This is a genomic window from Pseudoxanthomonas fibrivorans, assembly GCF_041464125.1.
GTDB lineage: Bacteria > Pseudomonadota > Gammaproteobacteria > Xanthomonadales > Xanthomonadaceae > Pseudoxanthomonas.
In genome coordinates, this window is the sequence record NZ_JBGNUG010000001.1 from 1082193 (window position 1) to 1105574 (window position 23382).

Here is a 23382-nt window from a genome sequence, read left to right on the forward strand (position 1 = left end):
CGGACCCCGGCGTGGCCGCCGCGGGCGTGCGGGTGGATTCGGCGACCGTGCGCGACGTGTTCGATCCGCTGCCGGGCGTGAGCGCCGGCGCCGGGGCCGAATGGCGCGCGGCGGTCGCCACCCTCCCCGACCCGGTCGAATCGCGGCTGGCGCGCTCGTTCGACATCGAGGTCGCCACGCTGGTGCGCAGCTTCCAGTTCAGCGGCTACGTGCTCCAGGGCCACGCGATGCCATGGCCGGCGGCCGGCGGCAAGGACGAGGATGCCGGAATGCCGCATCCGTACCGCAGCCTGCCGGGGGTGCTGGTGTTCCGCCAGGATGCCTGGCGCGACGCGGCCAACACCGGGCCGCGCACCCGTTACTTCGTGCTGTACCTGGTCGGCGAGTCGCCCACGTTCGGCGTGCAGCCGCTGGCGTTCTGCCGCGCGGTGCGGCAGGCCGCGGCCCTGAACGCCGGCGGACGCACGCCGCTGCGCGACGACCGCGGCCGCCAGTGTCCAACGGTGGCAGGTGCGGGCACGCACGGCGGCACCGCGCCGGTCGCGGTGCTCGGCCCCACCTTCTCCGGCTCGCTCGCCTCGATCGCCGCGATCACCCGGCAGGCCGGGCTGCACCTGGACCTGATGAGCCCGTCGGCCACGGTCGCCAGCAACCGGCTCATCGCCGCACGGGATCCTGAGGGCCGCCACTCGCTGCGCTACCGCACCTTCGCCCAGTGGGACCAGCTGCAGCAGATGTCGCACCTGTTCGCCTACCTGGAGCATGCGCACGGGATCTGTCCCGGCGAGGTCGTGGTCCTCACCGAGGAGTCCGCATTCGGCCAGGGCAGCCAGGAATCACGGACCCAGCTCGCCGGCGAGCAGGCCGCGGCCGAGGCGATGGGCGTCGAGCGCCCGGCCTGCGTGGAGCGGCCGCAACCGACCTACCTGCAGTTCCCGCAGAACATCGCCGCCATCCGCGCCGAACACGCCAGCCTGGCGCGCGAGGCGGCCAAGAATCCGCAGCTGGTGCCGCGACGCTTCCTCGAACTGGACATGCGCGACGCCGGGGCGAGCCTGGACCTGCCGCCGGTCTACCAGCCGCAGCTGAGCACGCGCTCCGACGAGCTGAGCCTGCAGCAGCTGATGGACACCCTCAACGTGTACGTGAGGCCGCGGGCGGTGATGGTGGTGGCCACCGACGTGCGCGACCGGCTGTTCATGCTGGCGGTGGTGCGGCGCGCGGTTCCCGGAGCGATTCCGGTCGCGCTCGAAGGCGACCACCTGCTCACCCATCCGGAGTACCGGCGCGCCAACCGCGGCACGCTCATGGTCGCCAACGGGCGGATGCAGGCGTGCTACGTGCAGGTCACCGATGGCGACCGCCGCTACCAGGCCGAATGCCGCCCCCGCGGCGAGGGCGGGCCGGCGAGCGTGCGCGGCACGCGCAAGGTGTTCGCCTTCCCCACCGATTACGCCGCCAACCTGTTCCGCGCCACGCAGGAGCTGCTGGCTCCGCCCGCCGCCGCGTCCATGCCCCCGGCCCCGGCCGGCGCCGGCGCCGAAGCACCGCTCCCGCCACCGCGCCGCAACCGTTCGCCGCTGAGCGTGGTCACCCTGGCGGGCCTCCAGGCGATCGACGCGACGAGCTACCAGCCGGAGGCGCGCGACCTCGACACGGCCGCGCCGGCCGTCCCTGCCGAAAGCGCGGCGCCACGCAGGTCGGGGCCGCGCAGCACGCTGATCGCCGCCGATTTCCGCATCCTCTCGCTCAACCTGGTATTGCCGATGCTGGTCGCCGCGGCGGCCCTGGCGCTGCTGGCCAGCGGCTGGCTGCTGCTGTCCTCGCGCCCGGGCCGCAGCATCCTGCCGCCGGTGCGCTATGCCCTGCGCGAGGGCGGCTGGCGGCTGGACCGCGCGCTGCGGCCGGGCAACGTCCCGTCCGGCGGGCAGCCGACGCGCGCGTCGGCCCGCCTGGGCCGGCGCCGTCACAGCGCCAGCGCGCTGGCCTGCATGCTGCTCGGGCTGCTCGCACTGGCAACCCTGGTCCTGCTCGCGCTGCGCTGGAGCCACCTGCTGCTGGCCGAGCCGTTCCGCGCGGCGATGCGCGGCGCGCTCGACCTGATCCATGGCCGCGACCGGGTCATGCTGTGGGCGATGTTCGGCCTGTACCTGTGGTTCGCCGGACTGGTGATGACCCGGCTGCGGGCCTGGAACCGGCGGTGCGCGACCCACCTGCTGCAGGCGCCGGCCGAATTCGAGGCTGGCCGCTATCTCGGGCGGCGCTACAGCCTCAGCTCGCTGCTGCTCGCCGCGGCCGCGGTATTGCCGCCGCTGGCGTACTGGGGCAGCCGCATGCCCGATGCGGTCGACGGCGCGCTGATGCCGGGCCTGCTGGCGCTGGCGCTGCTCGGCCTGGGCGTGTTCTTCCTGTCGCAGGCGCTGTTGCAGCACGGCCGGCTGGTGCGCCTGGGCCGCGACCTGCAGGACCACGTGATCGAGCGCCTGCCCGAGGGCGCGCTGCCCGCCGACTGGCCCAATCCGCACTGGCTGGGGATACCCCCGCGTTCGCCGCTGGCCAGCGTGTTCGACGACGAGGACTGGCTGGCGCTGGACCGCGGTGATCCGCACTGGCCCATGCCCGACCCGGTCGAGGTGCAGGCCGCGGTCGGCGGCACCGATCCGCGGGCGCGGCTGGCGCGCTGGCGCGACCAGACCGTGGCCGAGATGCGCTTCGGCCTCACCTGCGTGCGCAGCTGCCTGTGGGCGGCTTTCGCCGCGCCGGTGGTGCTGCTGGCGATGCAGGAGGTGTTCCCGTTCGCGCTGGAGCTGGAACAGAGCGCGGTGTCGCTGGGACTGATGACGGTGGCGTTCGCGGTCGGGGTGTGGCTGTCCATCGCGCTGGAACGGGCGCCGCTGATCGGCCAGATGTTCACCAAGGACCCGCACCACGTGTCGCTGATGGACGTGCTGCGGACCATGGGCACGCGCCTGCTGCTGCTGTTGCTGATGCTCGCCGCCACGCTCACGCCCAACCTGGGCGAATGGCTGCAGAACCTGGTCGGCGTGCTGCGGATCTGAGCCGCCGCCGGAAACGGCGAAGCCCGGCACGGGGCCGGGCTTCGCGCGTCACCGCGGACGGGGACTCAGGCCGCGACGGTCTTCGCCACGTCCTGGTATTCCTCGATCTGGTCGAAGTTCATGTAGCGGTAGATCTCCGCGCCCTTCTCGTTGATCACGCCGATGTCGGCCATGTACTCGGCCTTGGTCGGGATCCGGCCCAGGCGCGAGCAGATCGCGGCCAGTTCCGCCGAGCCCAGGTACACGTTCGAGTTGCGGCCCAGGCGGTTGGGGAAGTTGCGGGTCGAGGTGGAGAACACCGTCGCACCCTCGCGCACCTGCGCCTGGTTGCCCATGCACAGCGAGCAGCCCGGCATCTCCATGCGCGCACCGGCCGTGCCGAAGGTGCCGTAGTGGCCTTCCTTGGTCAGCTCGGACGCATCCATCTTGGTCGGCGGGGCGACCCACAGGCGCGTGGGGATGTCGCGCTTGCCTTCCAGCAGCTTGGCCGCGGCGCGGAAGTGGCCGATGTTGGTCATGCACGAACCGATGAACACTTCATCGATGGTCGCGCCGGCCACGTCGGACAGGGTCTTCACGTCATCCGGGTCGTTCGGGCAGGCCACGATCGGCTCGTGCACGTCGGCCAGGTCGATCTCGATCACCGCCGCGTACTCGGCATCGGCATCCGGCTCGAGCAGCTGCGGATCGGCCAGCCAGGCTTCCATCTTGGCGATGCGGCGCGCCAGCGAACGGGCGTCGGCGTAGCCCTCGGCGATCATCCACTTCAGCAGGGTGATGTTGCTGGTGAGGTATTCGATGATCGGTTCCTTGTCCAGGCGCACGGTGCAACCGGCGGCCGAGCGTTCGGCCGAGGCGTCGGACAGCTCGAACGCCTGCTCGACCTTGAGCTGCGGCAGGCCTTCGATTTCCAGGATGCGCCCGGAGAAGATGTTCTTCTTGCCGGCCTTGGCCACGGTCAGCAGGCCCTGCTTGATCGCGTACAGCGGGATCGCGTTGACCAGGTCGCGCAGGGTCACGCCCGGCTGCATCTGGCCCTTGAAGCGCACCAGCACCGATTCCGGCATGTCCAGCGGCATGACGCCGGTGGCCGCGGCGAAGGCGACCAGGCCCGAGCCGGCCGGGAACGAGATGCCGACCGGGAAGCGGGTGTGCGAGTCGCCGCCGGTGCCGACGGTGTCGGGCAACAGCATGCGGTTGAGCCAGCTGTGGATGACGCCATCGCCCGGGCGCAGCGAGATGCCGCCGCGGGTGGAGATGAACTCCGGCAGGGTGTGGTGGGTCTTCACGTCCACCGGCTTCGGATAGGCGGCGGTGTGGCAGAACGACTGCATCACCAGGTCGGCCGAGAAGCCCAGGCAGGCCAGGTCCTTCAGCTCGTCGCGGGTCATCGGGCCGGTGGTGTCCTGCGAACCGACCGAGGTCATCTTCGGCTCGCAGTAGGTGCCCGGGCGCACGCCCTGGCCTTCCGGCAGGCCGCAGGCGCGACCGACCATCTTCTGCGCCAGCGAGAAGCCCTTGCCGCTGTCGGCCGGCTGCTGCGGCAGGCGGAACAGGTCCGAGGCCGGCAGGCCCAGCGACTCGCGCGCCTTGGCGGTCAGGCCGCGGCCGACGATCAGCGGGATGCGGCCACCGGCGCGCACCTCGTCGAACAGTACCTCGGACTTGACCTGGAACTCGGCGATCACCTCGCCGTTCTTGATCGCCTTGCCCGCGTACGGCTGCAGCTCGACGACGTCGCCGTGCTCCATCTTCGACACGTCCAGCTCGATCGGCAGCGCGCCGGCGTCTTCCATGGTGTTGTAGAAGATCGGGGCGATCTTGCTGCCGAGGCAGACGCCGCCGAAGCGCTTGTTCGGGATGAACGGGATGTCCTCGCCGGTGAACCACAGCACCGAGTTGGTGGCCGACTTGCGAGACGAGCCCGTACCGACCACGTCGCCGACGTAGGCGACCAGGTGGCCCTTGTCCTTCAGCGACAGGATCTCGGCGATGGGGCCGCGCTTGCCGTCCTCTTCCGGCACGAACGGCGCGCCTTCGCGCTTGTTCTTCAGCATCGCCAGCGCGTGCAGCGGGATGTCCGGGCGGGTGGTGGCGTCCGGCGCTGGCGACAGGTCGTCGGTGTTGGTCTCGCCCGGCACCTTGAACACGGTGATGGTCAGGCTCTGCGGTACTTCCGGGCGGCTGGTGAACCACTCCGCGTCGGCCCAGCTGCGCAGCACGGCCTGGGCGTTGGCGTTGCCGGCGCGCGCCTTCTCCTCCACGTCGTGGAACTGGTCGAACACCAGCAGCGTCTTCTTCAGCCCGTCAGCGGCGATCGCACCGACAACCGCGTCGTCGAGCAGCTCGATCAGCGGCTGCACGTTGTAGCCACCCAGCATGGTGCCCAGCAGCTCCGTGGCGCGCTCGCGCGACAGCAGCGCGTTCTTCTCGCTGCCGAACGCCAGCGCGGCCAGGTACGAGGCCTTGACCTTGGCGGCGTCGTCCACGCCGGCGGGCACGCGGTTCGTGATCAGGTCGACCAGGAACTGTTCTTCGCCGGCCGGCGGGTTCTTCAGCAGCTCGATGACCTGCGCGGTCTGCTGTGCGCTCAGCGGCAGCGGCGGGATGCCGAGGGCGGCGCGTTCGGCGGCGTGGTGGCGATAGGCTTCCAACATGGGAACTCTCCGGGGGATTGCAGGTTCGGGTTCGGTACGGGGGCGGCGACGGTCAGGCCTGCGGCACGACCAGCTTCAGGCCCTTGAAGTAGTCGCGGTAGAACGCCGCGTCGGTGGTGATCAGCGCATCGCATTGCAGCAGCGCGTGCGCGCCGACCAGGAAGTCGGCCATCGGCCGTGGCGCGGCATCCTCGCGCTGGCGCTGGCGCCGCAGCATCTCGCCGGCGCGCAGGGCCGACTTGGCCTCCAGCGCGTTGAAGTGGATGCCCATTTCCTCCAGCGCGCCCAGCGCTTCGGCGCCGTTGCGCAGGCTGGCGCAGAGCTGGGCCAGGGCCGCGTCGCTGACCACCACGCGCCCGCTGGTCAGGCACTGGCGCAGGCAGGCCTCGGCGGCATCGGCCTGCGGGCCGTCGGTCAGCAGCTGGACCAGGACGGGGGCGTCGATCGCGATCATCGGATGCTCAGCCCGGGTCCTGTCGCCCGCCGGCGGCGGGGTCCAGCGCGAACTTGCCGCGCACGCGCGAAATGGCGTCGTCCACGCTCTTGCGCAGGACGATGCGGCTGCCTTCCAGCTCCACCTTGAGCACGCTGCCCTTGGTCAGGCCCAGCGCATCGCGCACGGCCTTGGGCAGGGTGATCTGGCCGCGCTCGGCGACGATGGCTTCCACGGGCATTCCTCCGCCGACGGGGTATGCCGCCATGATACATACCATTCCATGCATACTCAAACCTGCATGGCGATCCTCGCGGACAATGCAGGCACGGATCCGCCGGGCCCGCCATCCCCGGAATGGACGATTGCCGCAGCGCACGGACCCGTCATCCAATGGCATGGATAATGCCGTGAACCCTTCCGCCACCCGGATGGTGGCGCCAGCTACAGGAGCCCGCCCCATGCGCGATTCCTTCGCCACCCTCAGCCGCCTGGACGTCGGCGGCCAGACCTACGCCTACGCGAGCCTGCCGCGCCTCGGCCAGCGCTTCGACCTGGCCCACCTGCCCTACTCGATGAAGATCCTGCTGGAGAACCTGCTCCGGCACGAGGACGGGGTCACCGTGCTGCCCGAGCACATCGAGGCGGTGGCGCGCTGGGACCCCGGGGCCGAGCCCGACACCGAGATCGCCTTCATGCCCGCGCGCGTGGTCCTGCAGGACTTCACCGGCGTGCCCTGCGTGGTCGACCTGGCGGCGATGCGCGACGCGGTGGTCAGGCTGGGCGGGCGGCCCGAGCAGATCAACCCGCAGATCCCCTCGGAACTGGTGATCGACCATTCGATCCAGGTCGACGTGTTCGGCAAGCCCGACGCGCTCGACATCAACGGCCGCATCGAGTTCGAACGCAACCAGGAGCGCTACGCGTTCCTGCGCTGGGGGCAGAAGGCCTTCGCCGACTTCAAGGTGGTGCCGCCCAACACCGGCATCGTCCACCAGGTGAACCTGGAAAACCTCGCCCGGGTGGTCATGACCACCGAGAAGGACGGCGAGGCCTGGGCCTACCCGGACACCGTGTTCGGCACCGACTCGCATACCACCATGATCAACGGCATCGGCGTGCTGGGCTGGGGCGTGGGCGGGATCGAGGCCGAGGCGGCGATGCTCGGCCAGCCCTCGTCGATGCTGATCCCGCAGGTGGTCGGCTTCAAGCTCACCGGCAGGCTGCCGGAAGGCGCCACCGCCACCGACCTGGTGCTGACGGTCACCCAGATGCTGCGCAAGCTCGGGGTCGTCGGCAAGTTCGTCGAGTTCTACGGCGACGGCCTGCAGCACCTGCCGCTGGCCGACCGCGCCACCATCGGCAACATGGCACCCGAATATGGCGCGACCTGCGGCATCTTCCCGATCGACGCCGAGTCGCTGAACTACCTGCGCCTGTCCGGACGCAGCGAAGCGCAAATCGCGCTGGTCGAGGCGTATGCCCGGGCCCAGGGCCTGTGGCACGAGCCCGGCAACCCGCCCGCCCGCTACAGCGCCACGCTCGAGCTGGACATGGCCGACGTGAAGCCCTCGCTGGCCGGCCCCAAGCGCCCGCAGGACCGCGTGCTGCTGGGTGACATGAAGCGCAACTACCACGACAACGTGGCCCTGCTGACCGCCAGCCGCGACAAGCGCAGCCCGGAAGTGTCCGACTTCATCGCCGAAGGCGGCACCGCCGCGGTCGGCAACGAGGCGCTGCACAAGGGCGTGGCCCATGTCGAGATCGACGGCCAGCCGCACAAGCTGCGGGACGGCGCGGTGGTGATCGCCGCGATCACCTCCTGCACCAACACCTCCAACCCCGCGGTGATGGTCGGCGCCGGCCTGCTGGCGCGCAATGCCGCCGCGCGCGGCCTGGACCGCAAGCCGTGGGTCAAGACCTCGCTCGGCCCGGGCTCGCGCGTGGTCACCGACTACCTGGAGAAGGCCGGGCTGCTGAAGGAACTGGAGAAGGTCGGCTTCTACATCGTCGGCTACGGCTGCACCACCTGCATCGGCAACTCGGGCCCACTGCCGACCGAGATCAGCGCGGGCATCGCCGCCGGCGACCTGGTGGTCAGCTCGGTGCTGTCGGGCAACCGCAACTTCGAGGGTCGCGTCCACCCCGAGGTGAAGATGAACTACCTGGCCAGCCCGCCGCTGGTGGTGGCCTATGCGCTGGCCGGCACCACCGACATCGACCTCACCAGCGAACCGCTGGGCACCGGCAGCGACGGCCAGCCCGTCTACCTCAAGGACATCTGGCCGAGCAGCAAGGAGATCGGGGACGTCATCGCCGCCACCATCGGCCCGGACATGTTCAAGCAGAACTACGCCGACGTGTTCAAGGGCGATACCCGCTGGAACACGATCGCCTCGCCCGACGGCGAGCTGTATGCCTGGGACGACGCGTCCACCTACATCAAGAACCCGCCCTACTTCGACGGCATGACCATGCAGGTCGGCCGCATCGACGACGTCCACGGCGCGCGCGTGCTCGGCCTGTTCGGCGACTCGATCACCACCGACCACATCTCGCCGGCCGGCAACATCAAGAAGGACTCGCCGGCCGGGCGCTTCCTGCAGTCGCGCGGCGTGCAGCCGGCCGACTTCAACAGCTACGGCAGCCGCCGCGGCAACGACGACGTGATGGTCCGCGGCACCTTCGCCAACATCCGCATCAAGAACCTGTTCTTCGGCGGCGAGGAAGGCGGCAACACGCTGTACTTCGGCGCGCCGGCATCCGGCGCGCAGCCCGAGAAGATGTCGATCTACGACGCGGCGATGCGCTACAAGGCCGATGGCACGCCGCTGGTGGTGATCGCCGGCAAGGAGTACGGCACGGGCTCGTCGCGCGACTGGGCGGCCAAGGGCACCAACCTGCTGGGGGTCAAGGCGGTCATCGCCGAGAGCTTCGAGCGCATCCACCGCTCCAACCTGGTGGGCATGGGCGTGCTGCCGCTGCAGTTCATGGACGGCCACAACGCGCAGACCTTCGGCCTGGACGGCACCGAGGTCTTCGACGTGACCGGGCTGGCCGACGGCGGCAGCAAGACCGCCCAGGTCACCGCCCGCCGCAGCGACGGCACCGCGGTGGTGTTCCCGGTGCACGTGCTGCTGCTGACGCCGAAGGAAGTGGACTACTTCCGCCACGGCGGCCTGCTGCAGTACGTGCTGCGCCAGCTCGCTGCGAAAAAGGCCGCCTAGCTGCCCGGGCGGTGCAGACCGGGCCCCGCGCAGCGCGCGGGGCGTCCGGGCAGGTCGCACGGGCAATGCCCGGCCGGCGCCGCGACGCCCTCCCCGCCACGGCGGCTATCGCATCCGCGTATGCCCGAGCGCGGGAGGCAACGGGGCGCGGCCAACCGATGGCGGCTATTTCGGCCGCCACTCCGCGTAGTACAGGCGCCATTGCCCGTCTTCTTCCCGCCAGCCGCTGGTGACGTCCCAGGCCCGGGCACGTTCCGGCAGGAAACGGCCGCTGCCGCCGGTCGACAGCGCGCTGAAGCGCACCGTGGCCCGGTCCCCCTGCAACTCGACCTGTGCCGGCCCCAGCGTCAGGCCCACGTTGGCGTTGGCGAGCACCTGTGCACGGACGACCTGCTGCAATGCAGCACGATCGATGCCACCTGGACCGGCGAAATCCGCGGCGACGCCGTCCATGAAGTCCGCGCTTCGCCGCTCCTCCAGCGCCTGTTGCATGCCCGCCATCTGCCCGCGCAGGCGCTGTTCCGGCGAACCGCGGTCGCATGCGGCCAGCGCGCACGCCAGGGCGAGCGCGGCCAGCCGCAGCACGAGCCGCATGTATACGTTTCGGTGCATCGCAGCTTCGCCTTTTCCATCCGGGACGGTATGCTCCCATCCAAGGCGGCCGAAAGCGAGTCCGCCGACGGCTTGAAGAGCAGCACAACACCTCGGGAGGGAGGCGCAATGAATCCGGATCGTCCATGGCTGCAAAGCTATCCGCAGGGCGTACCTGCTGAAATCGATCCGGACGAGTATCGGTCCATCGCCGCGGTGTTCGCCGCGTCGGCCTCCCGGTATGCCGACCGCCCCGCCTACAGCAACTTCGGCAAGCAGCTGACCTACGCGCAGGTGGACGAGCTCAGCCGGCAGTTCGCCGCGTACCTGCTCGGCGAGCTGGGACTGAAGAAGGGTGATCGCGTCGCGATCATGATGCCCAACTGCCTGCAGTATCCGATCGCGACCTTCGGCGTGCTGCGCGCCGGACTGACCGTGGTCAACGTCAATCCGCTCTACACCGCCCGCGAACTCAAGCACCAGCTGGTGGACTCGGGTGCCGCGGCGATCGTGGTCGTCGACAACTTCGGCCATACCGTGCAGGACGTGCTGGCCGACACCCCGCTCAAGCAGGTGATCACCACCGGCCTGGGCGACATGATCGGCTTCCCCAAGGGCGCCATCGTCAACTTCGTGCTGAAGTACGTGAAGAAGATGGTGCCGGACTACGACATCCCCGGCTCGGTGCGTTTCCGCGAGGCGCTGGCGGTGGGCAAGCGGCACACCCTGCCGCAGGTGGACATCGATCCGGGCGACATCGCCTTCCTGCAGTACACCGGCGGCACCACCGGCGTGGCCAAGGGCGCGATGCTGACCCACCGCAACCTGGTGGCGAACATGCAGCAGGCCTCGGCCTGGCTGGGCGCCAACCAGCTCGAGCGCGGCAAGGAAATCATCATCACCGCGCTGCCGCTGTACCACATCTTCGCGTTGACGGCGAACGGCCTGGTCTTCATGGAGCTCGGCGGGCTCAACCACCTGATCACCAACCCGCGCGACATGCCGGGCTTCGTCAAGGAGCTCAAGGGCACGCGCTTCACCGCGATCACCGGCGTCAACACGCTGTTCAACGGGCTGCTCAACACGCCCGGCTTCGACGAAGTGGACTTCTCGTCGCTGAAGGTGACCCTCGGCGGCGGCATGGCGGTGCAGCGCGCCGTGGCGGAGAAATGGAAGAAGGTCACCGGCGTGACCCTGGTCGAGGCCTACGGCCTGACGGAGACGTCGCCGGCCGCCTGCATCAACCCGCTCGACATCAAGGAATTCAACGGCTCGATCGGCCTGCCGATCCCGTCGACCGACGTCTGCGTCAAGGACGACGACGGCAACATCCTGCCCAGCGGCCAGGTCGGCGAGCTGTGCGTGAAGGGCCCGCAGGTCATGAAGGGCTACTGGCAGCGCCCGGAGGAAACGGCCAAGGTCATCGACGGCGACGGCTGGCTGCACACCGGCGACATGGCCCGGATCGACGAAAAGGGTTTCGTCTACATCGTCGACCGCAAGAAGGACATGATCCTCGTCTCGGGTTTCAACGTTTACCCGAACGAAGTGGAAGACGTGGTCGCGGCGATGCCGGGCGTGCTCGAGGTGGCGGCGATCGGCGTGCCGGACGAGCGCTCGGGCGAGGCGGTGAAGCTGTTCGTGGTCCGCAAGGATCCGTCGCTGACCGCCGAGCAGATCAAAGCGTACTGCCGGGAGACGCTGACCGGCTACAAGCAGCCGCGCCAGATCGAGTTCCGGACCGAGCTGCCGAAGACCAATGTCGGCAAGATCCTGCGCAAGGAGCTGCGCGACCCTGCCCCCGCCGCCGCGGCGCAGCCCGCCGGCCACTGACCTGCATCGCGCCCCGGTCCGACCGGGGCGCTTCGTTTCCGGCCCGCATCCGGGCCCCGGGGCTTTCCCCCCCCGGATCGCCCGTCCCCTATCGCATTCTTAACGTTCCGCCACGGGGGAATCCGGGCGGGCCGGCCACGCACGTTTAATTTACCGTTCAGGTGTAGCATGGCCGGAACACCCCCCGCCTGCCGTCTCGCCGGCAGGCCACGCCGCCCCCGGAGACGACCATGAGCATCGAGAAGCTGCAGCGCACCCACCACTTCCCCACCATCCGCGTGCAGACGCCGCCGGACGGCAGCGCGCACTGGCTGTACATGCACGCCGACGCCGGCCGGTCGGGCGTGCGCCCGTGCTGCCGGTTCGAGATGCTGGAGGACATGTGGAGCTACATGAGCTCCATCACCCTGCGCGAATCGCAGCGCCACCAGGGCCGCCTGCGCCACTTCGTCCTGGCCTCGGCCGCCTCGGCCTACAACCTCGGCGGCGACCTCGAACTGTTCGGGCGGCTGATCCGCGAAGGCAACCGCGAACGCCTGCTCGCCTACGCGCAGCGCTGCATCGAGGGCGTGCACCACGTGCACACCGGCTTCGGCGGCGACATGCACACCGTGGCCCTGATCCAGGGCGACGCGCTGGGCGGCGGCCTGGAGATGGCGCTGGCCTGCCACACCATCGTGGCCGAGGAAGGCGTCGGCATGGGCCTGCCCGAAGTGCTGTTCGGCCTGTTCCCGGGCATGGGCGCGTACTCGTTCCTGTGCAAGCGCGTCAGCGCGCGCCAGGCCGAGAAGATGATCCTCAGCGGCGAGGTCTACAGCAGCGAGGAGATGTACCGCCTCGGCGTGGTCGACGTGCTGGTCCCGAAGGGCCAGGGCGAATCGGCCGTGCAGGACCTGATCCGGCAGCAGCAGCGTGCGCCCCACTCCTACCTGGCGATGAACGCGGTCCGCAAGATCGGGCAGCCGGTCACCCGCGAGGAACTGATGGGGATCACCGAGGTGTGGGTCGACACGGCCCTGGCCCTGGGCGACAAGTCGCTGCGGACCATGGAACGCATCGTGCGCGCGCAGACCCGCAGGGCCAGCTCGGAAGCCGCCTGATCATTTGCCAAAGCGTCCTTTCCCGGCCGCAGGCCACAGGGGGAAAGATCGGGCCCGGCAGGATGCCGGGCCTTCGCTTTTATGGGCTCCTGCACCGCTCGCGGGCTAGCCCGGCTCGCCGCCGCCGTCGCGCACGCCATGTCCCTGCTGGCGCGCCGCCAGCGCATCCCGCCCCTGGGTGAGCGCGGCATTGAGCATCGCGATCCGCTGCCGCCATTCGTTGCGGATCTGCCAGTCGGCCAGTCGCATCAGTTCGCTGCCCTGCTCGGCCACCCTGACCAGGCCCAGGTTGGCAGCCACGCCCTTGATCGCGTGGGCGTGGTCGCGCAGGCGCGCCCAGTCCGCCGCCTCGGCCGCATGCGACATCGCGCCGATGCAACCGTCGGCATCGGCCAGGCAGTGGGCGATGAACTCGCGCTCGAACTCCTCGCCCATCCCCATGGCCGCGAGCTCGTCGAGCACCGAACTGTCCAGCACGCCGGCGGCCGCCTCGAGCGGGCTGCCCTGGCGCGTCGCCAGCGCCGGGCTGCGGCGGCCGCGCTGGGCCGCGATGTCCGACAGCGTCTCCAGCAGGCGGCCCGCCGCCACCGGCTTGGCCAGGAAGGCGTAGGCGCCGGCCTGTTCGCAGCGCTGGATCGATTCGGGGGTGACGTCGGCGCTGAGCACGATCACCGGCGTGCGGGCGCCGCCGCCGGCCTGCATCACCCGCAGCTGCTTGAGCAGGTCCAGGCCGCTGACGCCGGGCATGTGCAGGTCGACGATCACCGCGTCGTAGTCGCTGGCGGCCATGGCGTCGAGCACTTCCTCGCCGCCCTCGACCGAGGTGACCCGGTGCCCCGCCTTCTGCAGCAGGCGCTGCAGGACCATGCGGTTGGCCTCGTAGTCGTCGGCGACCAGCAGCTGCATGCTGCGCACGCGCGCGCGGTGGCGCAGGAACGGGTCGGCGAACGCGATGACGTTGCCGCCCGCGTCGCGCAGCGCGGTCTCGCTCTCGACCTCGGCCACCGGCGCCGCCAGCGGCCTCGCCGAGCGCTCCAGCGGCGGCGCGAACGGGATCTCGACCCAGAACCGGCTGCCGCGGCCTTCCATGCTTTCGAAGCCGATCCGTCCGCCCATCGCCTCGGCCAGGCCCTTGGCGATCGTGGTGCCCAGGCCGGTGCCACCGTAACGGCGTGCGAGCCCGGCGTCGGCCTGTTCGAACGCCTCGAACAGCCGCCCGCGCATCGCCGCGGGAATGCCGATGCCCGTGTCGGTCACCGAGAACCGCAGGCGGGTGCGGGCGTCGCCCGGCGCGCCCGGCACCGCCTCGACGTCGAGCCGGACCCGGCCCTGGTCGGTGAACTTGACCGCGTTGCCGACCAGGTTGAGCAGCACCTGGCGCACGTGGCCGGCATCGCCGTTGACCACCTCCGGCACGTCGTCGCCGACCACCACGAGGTAGTCGAGATTCTTGGCCCGGGCCTGCGGGTGGAGGATCAGGCCGATGCTGCCGACCACTTCGCGCGGCGAGAAGTCCTGCAGGTTGAGCTTCAGCTTGCCCGCCTCGATCGCCGAGATGTCGAGCACGTCCTCCACCAGCGCCATCAGGGTGCGGGTGGACGCCTGGATCGTGCGCACGCACTCGCGCTGCTCGTCGTCCAGTCGGGTGGTGGCGAGCAGTTCGGACATGCCGCCCAGGCCGTTGAGCGGCGTGCGGAACTCGTGGCTCATGTTGGCCAGGAAGCGGCTCTTGGCCTCGCTGGCGCGACGCGCTTCCTCGGTGGCCCGGGTCAGCTGCTTGAGCAGGCTGGAGAGGTACAGCGGGACCGCCGCCAGGCCGACCAGCAGGCCGATGCCCAGGCCGCGGATCTGCGCCCAGAAGTCGTTGGACAGCAGCACGGTGCCGAAGCTGGCCAGCGCCATCGCCACCGCGAGGTACAGGTAGCGGTTGCCGTAACGCAGGCCGTTGCCGACGGTGACCCACATCACCACCACGTAGACCCAGGCCAGCGGCTCGCCCATCGCGATCATGCCGGCGGCCATCAGCCCGTAGTCGGCCAGCATGCCGATGAAGCGGCGCGCGTCCGAGCGCCCGGGCCTGGCCAGCAGCGCGGCGAAGATCCCCAGGCTCAGGGTCAGGCCGGTGAGCACGATCAGCAACACGTCGCTGTACTTGTCCGGGTCCAAGCCCTGCCGCGACGAGGGCAGCAGCACGTAGCACAGGATCAGCAGGATCAGGACGATGCGGACCAGCGCCTGCCCGTGCTCGCTGTCGGGCCGGTTCGACAGCCGGCGCCGGAACCATCCCAGCAGGTCAGGCATGGTCGAGCCCCCCCGGCCGCGCCGAGGCGGTGGAGTACTGCTCGCAGATCTGCTGGAGGCGCTCGCGCCCGCGCATCAGCGCGTCGACGCAATCCGGGTCGAACAGCCGGCCGCGCTGGGCGTAGAGGTAGGCCAGGGCGGCGTCGAGGGTCCAGGCGTCCTTGTACGGCCGCGGCGAGATCAGCGCGTCGAACACGTCGGCCACCGCCACGATCCGCGCCTCGAGCGGGATCGCCTCGCCGGCCAGCCCGTCGGGATAGCCGCTGCCGTCGTAGCGTTCGTGGTGGCGCAGGGCGATCATCGCCCCGACCTGGATGAAGCGGTTCTGGCTGCCGCTGAGCAGTTCGTGGCCGATCCGCGGGTGCCGGCGCATCACCGCCATCTCCGACTCGTCGAGCTTGCCGGCCTTCATCAGTACCGCATCGGGAATGGCGATCTTGCCCATGTCGTGCAACGGCGCGGCCATCTCGATGGTGCGCACGTCGTCCTCGGGCAGGCCGAGGCCCTCGGCCACCAGCCCGGCGATGCGCGACATCCGCTCCAGGTAGGCGCTGGTGCCGGCGTCGCGGAACTCGATCGCACGCGCCAGCCGCGACAGGGTCTCGCGTTCGCGCTCCTCGACCTCGTGCATGCTCGACAGCAGGCGCTGCTCGAGCGACAGCGCGCGCTGCTTGACCGTCTCCGACTGCTGGCGCAGCTGCAGCAGGTTGTGGCAGCGCGCGCGCAGCTCGCGCGGGCGGACGGGTTTCACCAGGAAGTCGATCACGCCGGCCTCGAGGGCGGCCTGGCGGACCGGCTCGTCGCCGACGACCGTGATCAGGATGACCGGGATGTCGCGGTGCTTGGGCAGCCGGCGGAAGCGCCGCGCGAACTCCAGTCCGTCCATGCCTGGCATGCGGTAGTCGAGCAGCAGCAGGTCGGTCGGATGGCTGTCGCACCAGTCGAGCGCCTGGCGCGCGTCGCCGAAGTCGTGCACGGCCAACTCCGAGGTGATGTCCTCGATGATGTGGCGCAGCATCGTGCGCGCAGATGCCTGATCGTCGACGATGACGATATCCAAGTCCCGCTCCGCCCCGTTCCACCCCGCTCTGGCATCCCAGAATACCGCGGTATCGGCCTTGCCCGCACCCATGGTCCGCTCCCGTCATCCCGGCGACGCGGGCCGCGCCGGCGGCCCGTCTGCAGGTAAATGACGCAGGAACCGTGCCACTGGACGGCCTGGCGCGGCCCGGAAAAGTGACCGAGTGCCGGAAAACGCGCGCCGGGCGAGCCGTTACACCCGCCCTCTCCGGCCGCTCAGCCCGGCTGTCCGGGACGCATGTACGGGAACAGCAGCACGTCGCGGATCGAGGTGCTGCCGGTCAGGAGCATGACCAGCCGGTCGATGCCGATGCCCAGGCCGCCGGTCGGCGCCAGGCCGTACTCCAGGGCACGGATGTAGTCGGCGTCGAAGTGCATGGCCTCGTCGTCCCCGCCGTCCTTGGCCTCGACCTGCGCCTGGAAGCGCGCCGCCTGGTCCTCCGGGTCGTTGAGCTCGGAAAAACCGTTGGCGATCTCCTTGCCGTTGATGAACAGCTCGAAGCGGTCGGTGTACCCCGGCTCGGTATCGCTGGCGCGGGCCAGCGGCGAAACCTCCACCGGGTGGTCGGTGATGAAGGTCGGCTGGACCAGGGTGTGCTCGACGGTGGCCTCGAAGATCTCCAGCAACAGCTTGCCCCAGCCGTACGACGGCTTGACCTTGATCTTCAGCCGCTCGCAGTGGCCCAGCAGTGCGGCGCGATCGGTGCAGTCGGCGGCGCTGATCTCCGGGTTGTAGTGGCGCACGGCTTCATCCATGCGCCAGCGGCGGAACTTCGGTCCCAGGTCGATCGCCTGCCCGTCCCATTCGACCCGGGTGGTGCCGAGCACGGACTGCGCGGTGTCGCGGATCACGTTCTCGGTCAGGTCCATGACCTCGTGGTACGTGGCGTAGGCCTCGTACAGCTCGAGCATCGTGAACTCGGGGTTGTGCCGGGTGGACACGCCCTCGTTGCGGAAGTTGCGGTTGATCTCGTAGACGCGCTCGAGGCCACCCACCACCAGCCGCTTGAGGTACAGCTCCGGCGCCACGCGCAGGTACAGCTGCAGGTCCAGCGCGTTGTGGTGCGTGGTGAAGGGCTTGGCCGTGGCGCCGCCGGGGATGTAATGCATCATCGGCGTCTCTACTTCCAGGAAGCGGCGCGTATCGAGCCATTCGCGCATGGCGCGGATGATCTTGCTGCGCTTGACGAACACCTCGCGCGCCTCGGGCGTCACGATCAGGTCGACGTAGCGCTGGCGGTAGCGCTGCTCGACGTCGCTCAGGCCGTGCCACTTGTCCGGCAGCGGGCGCAGCGACTTGACCAGCAGGCGCAGCGAAGATGCCTTGACCGACAGCTCGCCGGTGCGGGTGCGGGTCAACCCGCCCTCGACCGCGACGATGTCGCCCACGTCGAACGACTTGAACGCCTCGTAGGCCTCGCCCAGCACGTTGCCTTGCAGGAACAGCTGGATCCTGCCCGACTCGTCCATGACCTGGGCGAAGCTGGCCTTGCCCATCACCCGCTTGGCCATCAGCCGGCCGGCGATGGCCACGCTGCGCGGCAGCGCCTCGAGCGCCTCGGCGGTCCACGCCTCGCCGTCCGCATACTCGGCCTGCAGGTCGCCGGCGTAGTCGGCGCGCTTGAAGTCGTTGGGGAAGGCGATGCCCTGCGCGCGCAGCGCGGCAAGCTTGGCGCGGCGCTCGGCGATCAGGTGGTTCTCGTCGACGGGCGCGGTCGGGGCGGCGGTTTCGTTGGGCTGGGTCATGGTGTCGGTCGGACGCGGGGACCGCGTTGGGGATTCGGGGCCGCCCGGCGTCCGCTTCGACGGCACCGGGCATCGCTTCAGTAGGGATGCGGACGCGGTGCCGGGCTCGCCCTCGCGGGCGGCCAGGTCAGGCCGCGTCGGACCGTTTCGCGCCGGCCTCCAGGCCGGCCTTCAGGCTGGCCTCGACGAACTCGTCCAGGTCGCCGTCCAGCACCTTCTGGGTGTCGCTGCGCTCGATGCCGGTGCGCAGGTCCTTGATCCGGCTCTGGTCGAGCACGTAGTTGCGGATCTGGCTGCCCCAGCCGATGTCGGACTTGGTCGCCTCGACCGCGTCGCGCTCGGCGTTGCGCTTCTGGATCTCCAGCTCGTACAGCTTGGCCGCCAGCATCTTCATCGCGTTGTCGCGGTTCTGGTGCTGGCTGCGGCCGGTCTGGCAGGCGACCACTATCCCGGTGGGCACGTGGGTGATGCGCACCGCCGACTCGGTCTTGTTGACGTGCTGGCCGCCGGCGCCGGACGAGCGGTACACGTCGGTCTTCAGGTCGGCCGGGTTGATCTCGATGTCGATGTTGTCGTCGACTTCCGGCGACACGAACACCGAGGTGAAGCTGGTGTGGCGGCGGTTGTCCGAATCGAACGGCGACTTGCGCACCAGGCGGTGCACGCCGGTCTCGGTCTTCAGCCAGCCGTAGGCGAAGTCGCCCTCCACGCGCAGCGTGGCCGACTTGATCCCGGCGACGTCGCCGCCGCTGGCTTCCATCAGCTCGGTCTTCCAGCCGCGCGACTCGCACCAGCGCAGGTACATGCGCAGCAGGATCTCGGCCCAGTCCTGGGCCTCGGTGCCGCCGGCGCCGGCCTGGATGTCGACGAAGGCGTTGGACGCATCCATCTTGCCGGAGAACATGCGCTGGAATTCCAGCGCCTCGATGTGCTTTTCGAAACGGTCGACGTCGGCGACCACCGCCAGCGCGGTGTCCTCGTCCTGTTCGCTTTCGGCCAGCTCCAGCAGTTCGGTCGAGCCTTCCAGGCCCTCCAGCACCGAGGCGATGCCGCCGACGGTCTTCTCGAGCAGGGAGCGCTCGCGCCCCAGGCCCTGGGCGCGTTCCGGGTCGTCCCAGACGTTGGGCAGCTCGAGCTCGCGGTTTACCTCTTCCAGACGCTCCTTCTTGGCGTCGTAGTCAAAGATACCCCCGAAGCGAGACCACGCGACCGGTCAGGTCGGCGATGCGCTGGCGGACGGGATTGAGCTCGATCATGGCGGGGGACGCGGCTGGAAAACGGCCGCAGATTCTAGCAGGTGCCGCCAGCGCGGTGCCCGCCGCGCTAGCCCTGCGGGCGCACGCTGCCGTTGTCTTCCTGCAGCTCCGGCTTGAATGGCACGTCCGGCGGCGGGCGCCCGTCGCTGGGCTGCTCGTTGAGGTCCGGGTCGGTGATGCCGCAGCCACCGCCGAGCTGCAGCACGGAGACCACGCAGCTGATCTTCTTGCCGGTGCCGGGAATGGGGATCGCCACCGACTTGATGCCCTTGCGCACCCAGTCCGCCAGCAGCGATTCGTTGGGCACCCAGTAGCGGTCGAAGCTGGTGGGCTCGTAATCGTAGGGCGGGCGCTTGAGCCAGGTGCCGGACTGGTCGATGCGGTCGCGCGTCCAGTTGTCGTTGTCGCCGCCGGGGGCGCCGCGGTCGGCCACGCCCTCGCCCTGGCCCGTCCCGGCGGCGGGCCCCTGCCCTGCGCCGTCGCCCGGCAGGCGAACCCGCCCCTCGCCGTCGAAGAGGCCGGGTGCGCCGCCCGGGCGCGCCGGGCCGCTGCGCGCCTGGCCCCAGTCGTCGCCGGCACGCGGGCTCTGCCAGCCGCTGCTGGCGCCTGACGGGGAGGTACCGCCGGACGGCGCGGTGCTCCCGGGCGCGCGGCCCGTGGCGGCGCGGGGGGCTTCGGCGCCGGTGGTGGCGGCACCAGGCACCACGGCTGGCGCCGGGGTGGCACTCGGCGCCGGTGCCGGTGCGGCGGCCGGTGAGGGCGCCGGCGGCGAGGGCATCGCCACCTCGCGCTGGCGGAGCGTGGCCTCGGGTGCCTGCGGCAGCCGTGCCTCGACCCGGGGTCCCTGCACCTCCACCGGCCGCACCGCCACCGGGGCCACCGGTTCGTCCACCTCCCGCACCCGCAGCTCCGCCGCGCGCGGTTGCCGTACCGGCACGTCGACGGGACGGACCCGTGCGGCCTGCACCGCAGGCGCCTGGACCACGGCGACCTCGCGCTCCCGGACCTGCGGCTGCACCGGCGCACGCACCGGGACCTCCCGCGGCGTGGTCGGCGGCAGCACGTATTCGATGGTGGGCCGTTCGACCTCGGTCACCTGCACCGGCTGCTCGATGCTGGGGGGCGGCTGGGGCTCGGGGACCTCGCGCACGGCCACTTCCGGCAGGGCCGGCGCCTCGACCGCTGGCACGGGCACGCCGGTGTCGACCTGCGGCATCGGAGGCGGGACCGGTTGCGGCGGTTCACTGGCCTGCGCGGAGGCCGGCGATGCGGTCGCCGGCTCCGCCGGTGCCCCGCCGCCGGGCGGCGAGCCGGCCGCCTCGCCGGCCTCGGCCTGCGGGCTGCCCGGGTCGCCGGCGCCGATGAAGCCGATCGCCACCCGTTCGCCGCCCCCGCCCTGTTCCGGCGGTGGTGGCAGCAGCGCCTGCAGGTAGGCCATCCAGGCCAGGAACACCACGAACAGCACGTGCAGGGCGCCGCTGCCCAGCCGCGACCCCCAGCGCAGGCCGAGTTCGTCGCGCGGAGGCGGCAGCCACCCCTGGTGGAACAGCGAGAAGAACGCCGGCCAGGTCGCCAGCTCCCGTCCACGTGCGGGCGGCGCCTGCGGTCTCGCCTGCAGGAGGCCGACCACCTCGTCCTGCCGGGCGTGGGGCCGGGCCGGCATCGGCGGCAGGGCGCGCAGCCACAGCGCCCACCCGTAGGGCATGCCGGTGGTGCGTTCGACGGGAGGACGGGGCGGCGCGCGCTCGACCAGCGCCTGGACGATCTCGGCCGCCCGCGTCACAGGCGCCGCCGGCTCAGGCCGCGTTTCCGCGCGGCATGTACGGCGCCTGCCCACTGTCGTGGTCGGTGGCGTCACGCACCGCGGTCACTCCCGGCACGCGTGCCATGAGCGTCTTCTCGATGCCCTGCTTGAGGGTCACGTCGGCCATGCCGCAGCCGTGGCAGCCGCCGCCGAAGCGCAGCAGCACGACGCCCTCGCCCGACACTTCCTGCACCGTCGCGCGGCCACCGTGCGAAGCCAGCTGCGGGTTGATCTCGTTCTCCATCACCCAGCGCACGCGCTCGACCAGCGAGGCCGAATCGGCCGGGGCCTCGCCCTTGATCTTCGGCGCGCGGATGGTCAGCTGCGCCGCGGTGCCCTGGTAGACGTAGTCGATCTGCGCGCCATCCAGCCATGCCACGCTGTCGGCCGCCACGTAGAGGGTGAAGCCCTCGCAGTCCACCGCCCATTCGTCGCCGGCCAGCTCGGACGGTTCGGCGAACTCCAGCCGTGCGTCCGCGTCCGGGGTACCCGGGTGCACCGCGCTCAGTCGCACGCCCAGGCCCGGGATGGCCTCGCGTTCGACCAGCTTGCGGAAGTGCGCCTGCGCGCTGTCGGAGATATTGATCATGCGGGTATTCTAGCCTTGTCCCGGCGGCCGCCTGCAGCGCCGCGCGGATCGTTCAGCAACGCACGACGGAGGCCCCCGATGTCCGACCTCATTCCGCTGGCGCAGGCCCACTGCATCCCGCGCAGCGGCCATGAACACCGGCTGGGCCAGGCGCGGGTGGCCGAGCTGATGCCGCAGGTGCCGGGCTGGGAGCTGGCCGAGGAAGGCCGTGCGCTGGTGCGCACCTTCCGCTTCAAGGACTACCACCGGACCATGGCCTTCGTGAATGCGTTGGCCTGGATCGCCCACCGGGAGGACCATCATCCGGACCTGGGCGTGCACTACGACCGCTGCGTCGTGCGCTTCTCGACCCACGACGTTGGCGGCCTGAGCGAGAACGACTTCATCTGCGCGGCGCGCGCCGCGACCCTGCTGGAGGACTGACCCATGCGCCGGACATCCCGCCCGCTCCTGGCCGTCCCGGCCCTCGCCGCCTGGCTGGCAGGCTGCGGCGGCAGCACCCCGCCGCCCGAGCCGGTGCCCGCCCCCACGCCCGTGGCCGCGATCGATACGCCACCGCCGGAGTACCCGCTCGCGCTGGCTTGCGCCGGTGCCGGCGGCCAGACCCTGCTCCAGGTGGAGGTGGGCACGGCCGGCACCCCGACCCGGATCGAGCTGGTCCGCGGCAGCGGCAACGACGACCTCGACCGGCTGGCGAAGGAATCGGTGCAGGGATGGAGGTTCCGCCCGGCCACCCGCGCCGGCGCGCCGGTGGCGCAGACCATCCAGGTCCCGGTCAATTTCACCCCGCCGACCGTGCGCCCGGACGCCTGCTTCGCGCTCGACGCCGGCCGCGCGCCGGGCGCCTGACCACGGCGACTCAGGGACGAGCGCACGCATGTACGACCCCACCACTTCCGCGGTCCTGATCGCGCTCGCGGTGACCCTGGCGGCCGGCCTGGCCACCGGCCTGGGCAGCCTGCTGGTGATCTTCGCGCGCGGCCCCAACCCGCGCCTGCTCGCCTTCGGCCTGGCCTTCGCCGGCGGCGCCATGGTGTACGTGTCGCTGACCGAGATCTTCAGCAAGTCGGTGGCCTCGTTCACGCTGGCCTACGATCCGAAGCTGGGCTTCACCTACGCGACGTTCGCGTTCCTCGCCGGCGTGCTGCTGATCATGGGCATCGACATGCTCGTGCCCAATCCGCACGACACACTGACGACGGACGATCCGACCCTGCGCGAGCACAACCGCGACTACATCCGCCGGGTCGGGCTGATGACCGCGGTGGCGATCACCGCGCACAACTTCCCCGAGGGGCTGGCGACGTTCTTCGCCACCCTGAACAACCCCGCGGTCGGCTTGCCGCTGGCCTTCGCCATCGCCATCCACAACATCCCCGAAGGCATCGCGATCGCGGTGCCGGTCTACTACGCGACCGGCAACAAGGGCTATGCCTTCGTCGCCAGCCTGCTGTCGGGACTGGCCGAGCCGGTCGGCGCCGTGATCGGCTACACCCTGCTCTCCAGCGTCCTGACCGACGCGGTGTTCGGCATGGTGTTCGGCCTGATCGCGGGGATCATGGTGTTCCTGGCCATCGACGAACTGCTGCCGGCGGCCAAGCGCTACGCGCAGGGCCACGAGACGGTCTATGGGCTGGTCAGCGGCATGGGCGTGCTCGCGCTGAGCCTGGTCCTGTTCAAGTGGTAGGGGCACGCGCGCCGGGCCG

17 protein-coding genes are annotated in these 23382 nt (G+C 70.7%); 7 read left to right on the top strand and 10 right to left on the bottom strand.

Going from position 1 to position 23382, the window contains the following annotated elements:
* Positions 1-11: 11 nt before the first annotated feature.
* Positions 12-3059 carry a hypothetical protein gene (locus ACA089_RS05155; protein ID WP_372014068.1) on the top strand — a complete coding sequence of 1016 codons (3048 nt, stop codon included), beginning with the start codon at positions 12-14 and terminating at the stop codon, positions 3057-3059.
* Between the two features lie 65 nt (positions 3060-3124).
* Here the strand turns inward: ACA089_RS05155 and ACA089_RS05160 are convergent, their stop codons facing one another.
* From ACA089_RS05160 to ACA089_RS05170, 3 genes are read right to left on the bottom strand one after another with little or no spacing between them, the layout of a single operon-like run.
* Positions 3125-5716: a bifunctional aconitate hydratase 2/2-methylisocitrate dehydratase gene (locus tag ACA089_RS05160; RefSeq protein ID WP_372014071.1), complete on the bottom strand. Its 2592-nt coding sequence runs from the start codon at positions 5714-5716 to the stop codon at positions 3125-3127.
* Positions 5717-5768: 52 nt separating this feature from the next.
* A complete protein-coding gene (locus tag ACA089_RS05165; RefSeq protein ID WP_372014073.1) occupies positions 5769-6170 on the bottom strand; it encodes a type II toxin-antitoxin system VapC family toxin in 402 nt (133 codons plus the stop codon).
* 7 nt (positions 6171-6177) lie between these two features.
* Positions 6178-6384: an AbrB/MazE/SpoVT family DNA-binding domain-containing protein gene (locus ACA089_RS05170; protein ID WP_372014076.1), complete on the bottom strand. Its 207-nt coding sequence runs from the start codon at positions 6382-6384 to the stop codon at positions 6178-6180.
* Between the two features lie 226 nt (positions 6385-6610).
* Here ACA089_RS05170 and acnA point away from each other — a divergent pair, with 226 nt between their 5' ends.
* Positions 6611-9376, top strand: coding sequence for an aconitate hydratase AcnA (acnA, locus tag ACA089_RS05175; protein WP_372014079.1), 2766 nt, complete (start codon positions 6611-6613; stop codon positions 9374-9376).
* 165 nt (positions 9377-9541) lie between these two features.
* Here acnA and ACA089_RS05180 read toward each other — a convergent pair whose 3' ends face one another.
* Entirely contained in the window at positions 9542-9970 is a 429-nt protein-coding gene (locus ACA089_RS05180) for a nuclear transport factor 2 family protein (RefSeq protein ID WP_372014081.1), read from the bottom strand.
* A 126-nt stretch (positions 9971-10096) separates the two neighbouring features.
* On the opposite strand from ACA089_RS05180, the gene ACA089_RS05185 reads away from it, so the two are divergent.
* Together ACA089_RS05185 and ACA089_RS05190 are read left to right on the top strand one after the other, a co-directional pair.
* Positions 10097-11800: a long-chain fatty acid--CoA ligase gene (locus tag ACA089_RS05185; RefSeq protein ID WP_372014084.1), complete on the top strand. Its 1704-nt coding sequence runs from the start codon at positions 10097-10099 to the stop codon at positions 11798-11800.
* 230 nt (positions 11801-12030) lie between these two features.
* Positions 12031-12900, top strand: coding sequence for a crotonase/enoyl-CoA hydratase family protein (locus tag ACA089_RS05190; RefSeq protein ID WP_372014086.1), 870 nt, complete (start codon positions 12031-12033; stop codon positions 12898-12900).
* Between the two features lie 105 nt (positions 12901-13005).
* Here the strand turns inward: ACA089_RS05190 and ACA089_RS05195 are convergent, their stop codons facing one another.
* The 6 genes from ACA089_RS05195 to ACA089_RS05220 form a co-directional block, all read right to left on the bottom strand.
* Positions 13006-15201 carry an ATP-binding protein gene (locus tag ACA089_RS05195; protein ID WP_372014089.1) on the bottom strand — a complete coding sequence of 732 codons (2196 nt, stop codon included), beginning with the start codon at positions 15199-15201 and terminating at the stop codon, positions 13006-13008.
* Positions 15194-16333 carry an HD-GYP domain-containing protein gene (locus ACA089_RS05200; protein ID WP_372014091.1) on the bottom strand — a complete coding sequence of 380 codons (1140 nt, stop codon included), beginning with the start codon at positions 16331-16333 and terminating at the stop codon, positions 15194-15196. Before ACA089_RS05200 ends, ACA089_RS05195 begins: the two co-directional genes overlap by 8 nt.
* A gap of 164 nt (positions 16334-16497) precedes the next feature.
* A complete protein-coding gene (gene lysS, locus ACA089_RS05205) occupies positions 16498-18027 on the bottom strand; it encodes a lysine--tRNA ligase (protein WP_372014094.1) in 1530 nt (509 codons plus the stop codon).
* Between the two features lie 127 nt (positions 18028-18154).
* Positions 18155-19283 (bottom strand): peptide chain release factor 2 gene (gene prfB / locus ACA089_RS05210; protein ID WP_372014097.1). Its coding sequence is split into 2 segments (ribosomal slippage): positions 18155-19207 and positions 19209-19283, totalling 1128 coding nucleotides; the frame shifts between segments, so codons are not numbered across the junction.
* Between the two features lie 67 nt (positions 19284-19350).
* On the bottom strand, positions 19351-21066 hold the full coding sequence (locus tag ACA089_RS05215; protein ID WP_372014099.1) for a hypothetical protein: 1716 nt from the start codon (positions 21064-21066) through the stop codon (positions 19351-19353).
* A 13-nt stretch (positions 21067-21079) separates the two neighbouring features.
* The gene (locus tag ACA089_RS05220; protein ID WP_372014102.1) at positions 21080-21676 is read right to left on the bottom strand and encodes an NfuA family Fe-S biogenesis protein; all 597 of its coding nucleotides are present in this window, start codon (positions 21674-21676) and stop codon (positions 21080-21082) included.
* Between the two features lie 78 nt (positions 21677-21754).
* Here ACA089_RS05220 and ACA089_RS05225 point away from each other — a divergent pair, with 78 nt between their 5' ends.
* From ACA089_RS05225 to zupT, 3 genes are read left to right on the top strand one after another with little or no spacing between them, the layout of a single operon-like run.
* Complete coding sequence (locus ACA089_RS05225; RefSeq protein WP_372014105.1) at positions 21755-22099, top strand: 4a-hydroxytetrahydrobiopterin dehydratase; 345 nt, start codon at positions 21755-21757, stop codon at positions 22097-22099.
* Positions 22100-22102: 3 nt separating this feature from the next.
* A complete protein-coding gene (locus ACA089_RS05230; RefSeq protein WP_372014107.1) occupies positions 22103-22525 on the top strand; it encodes an energy transducer TonB in 423 nt (140 codons plus the stop codon).
* A 28-nt stretch (positions 22526-22553) separates the two neighbouring features.
* Positions 22554-23363, top strand: coding sequence for a zinc transporter ZupT (zupT, locus tag ACA089_RS05235; protein WP_372014110.1), 810 nt, complete (start codon positions 22554-22556; stop codon positions 23361-23363).
* Positions 23364-23382: the final 19 nt, after the last annotated feature.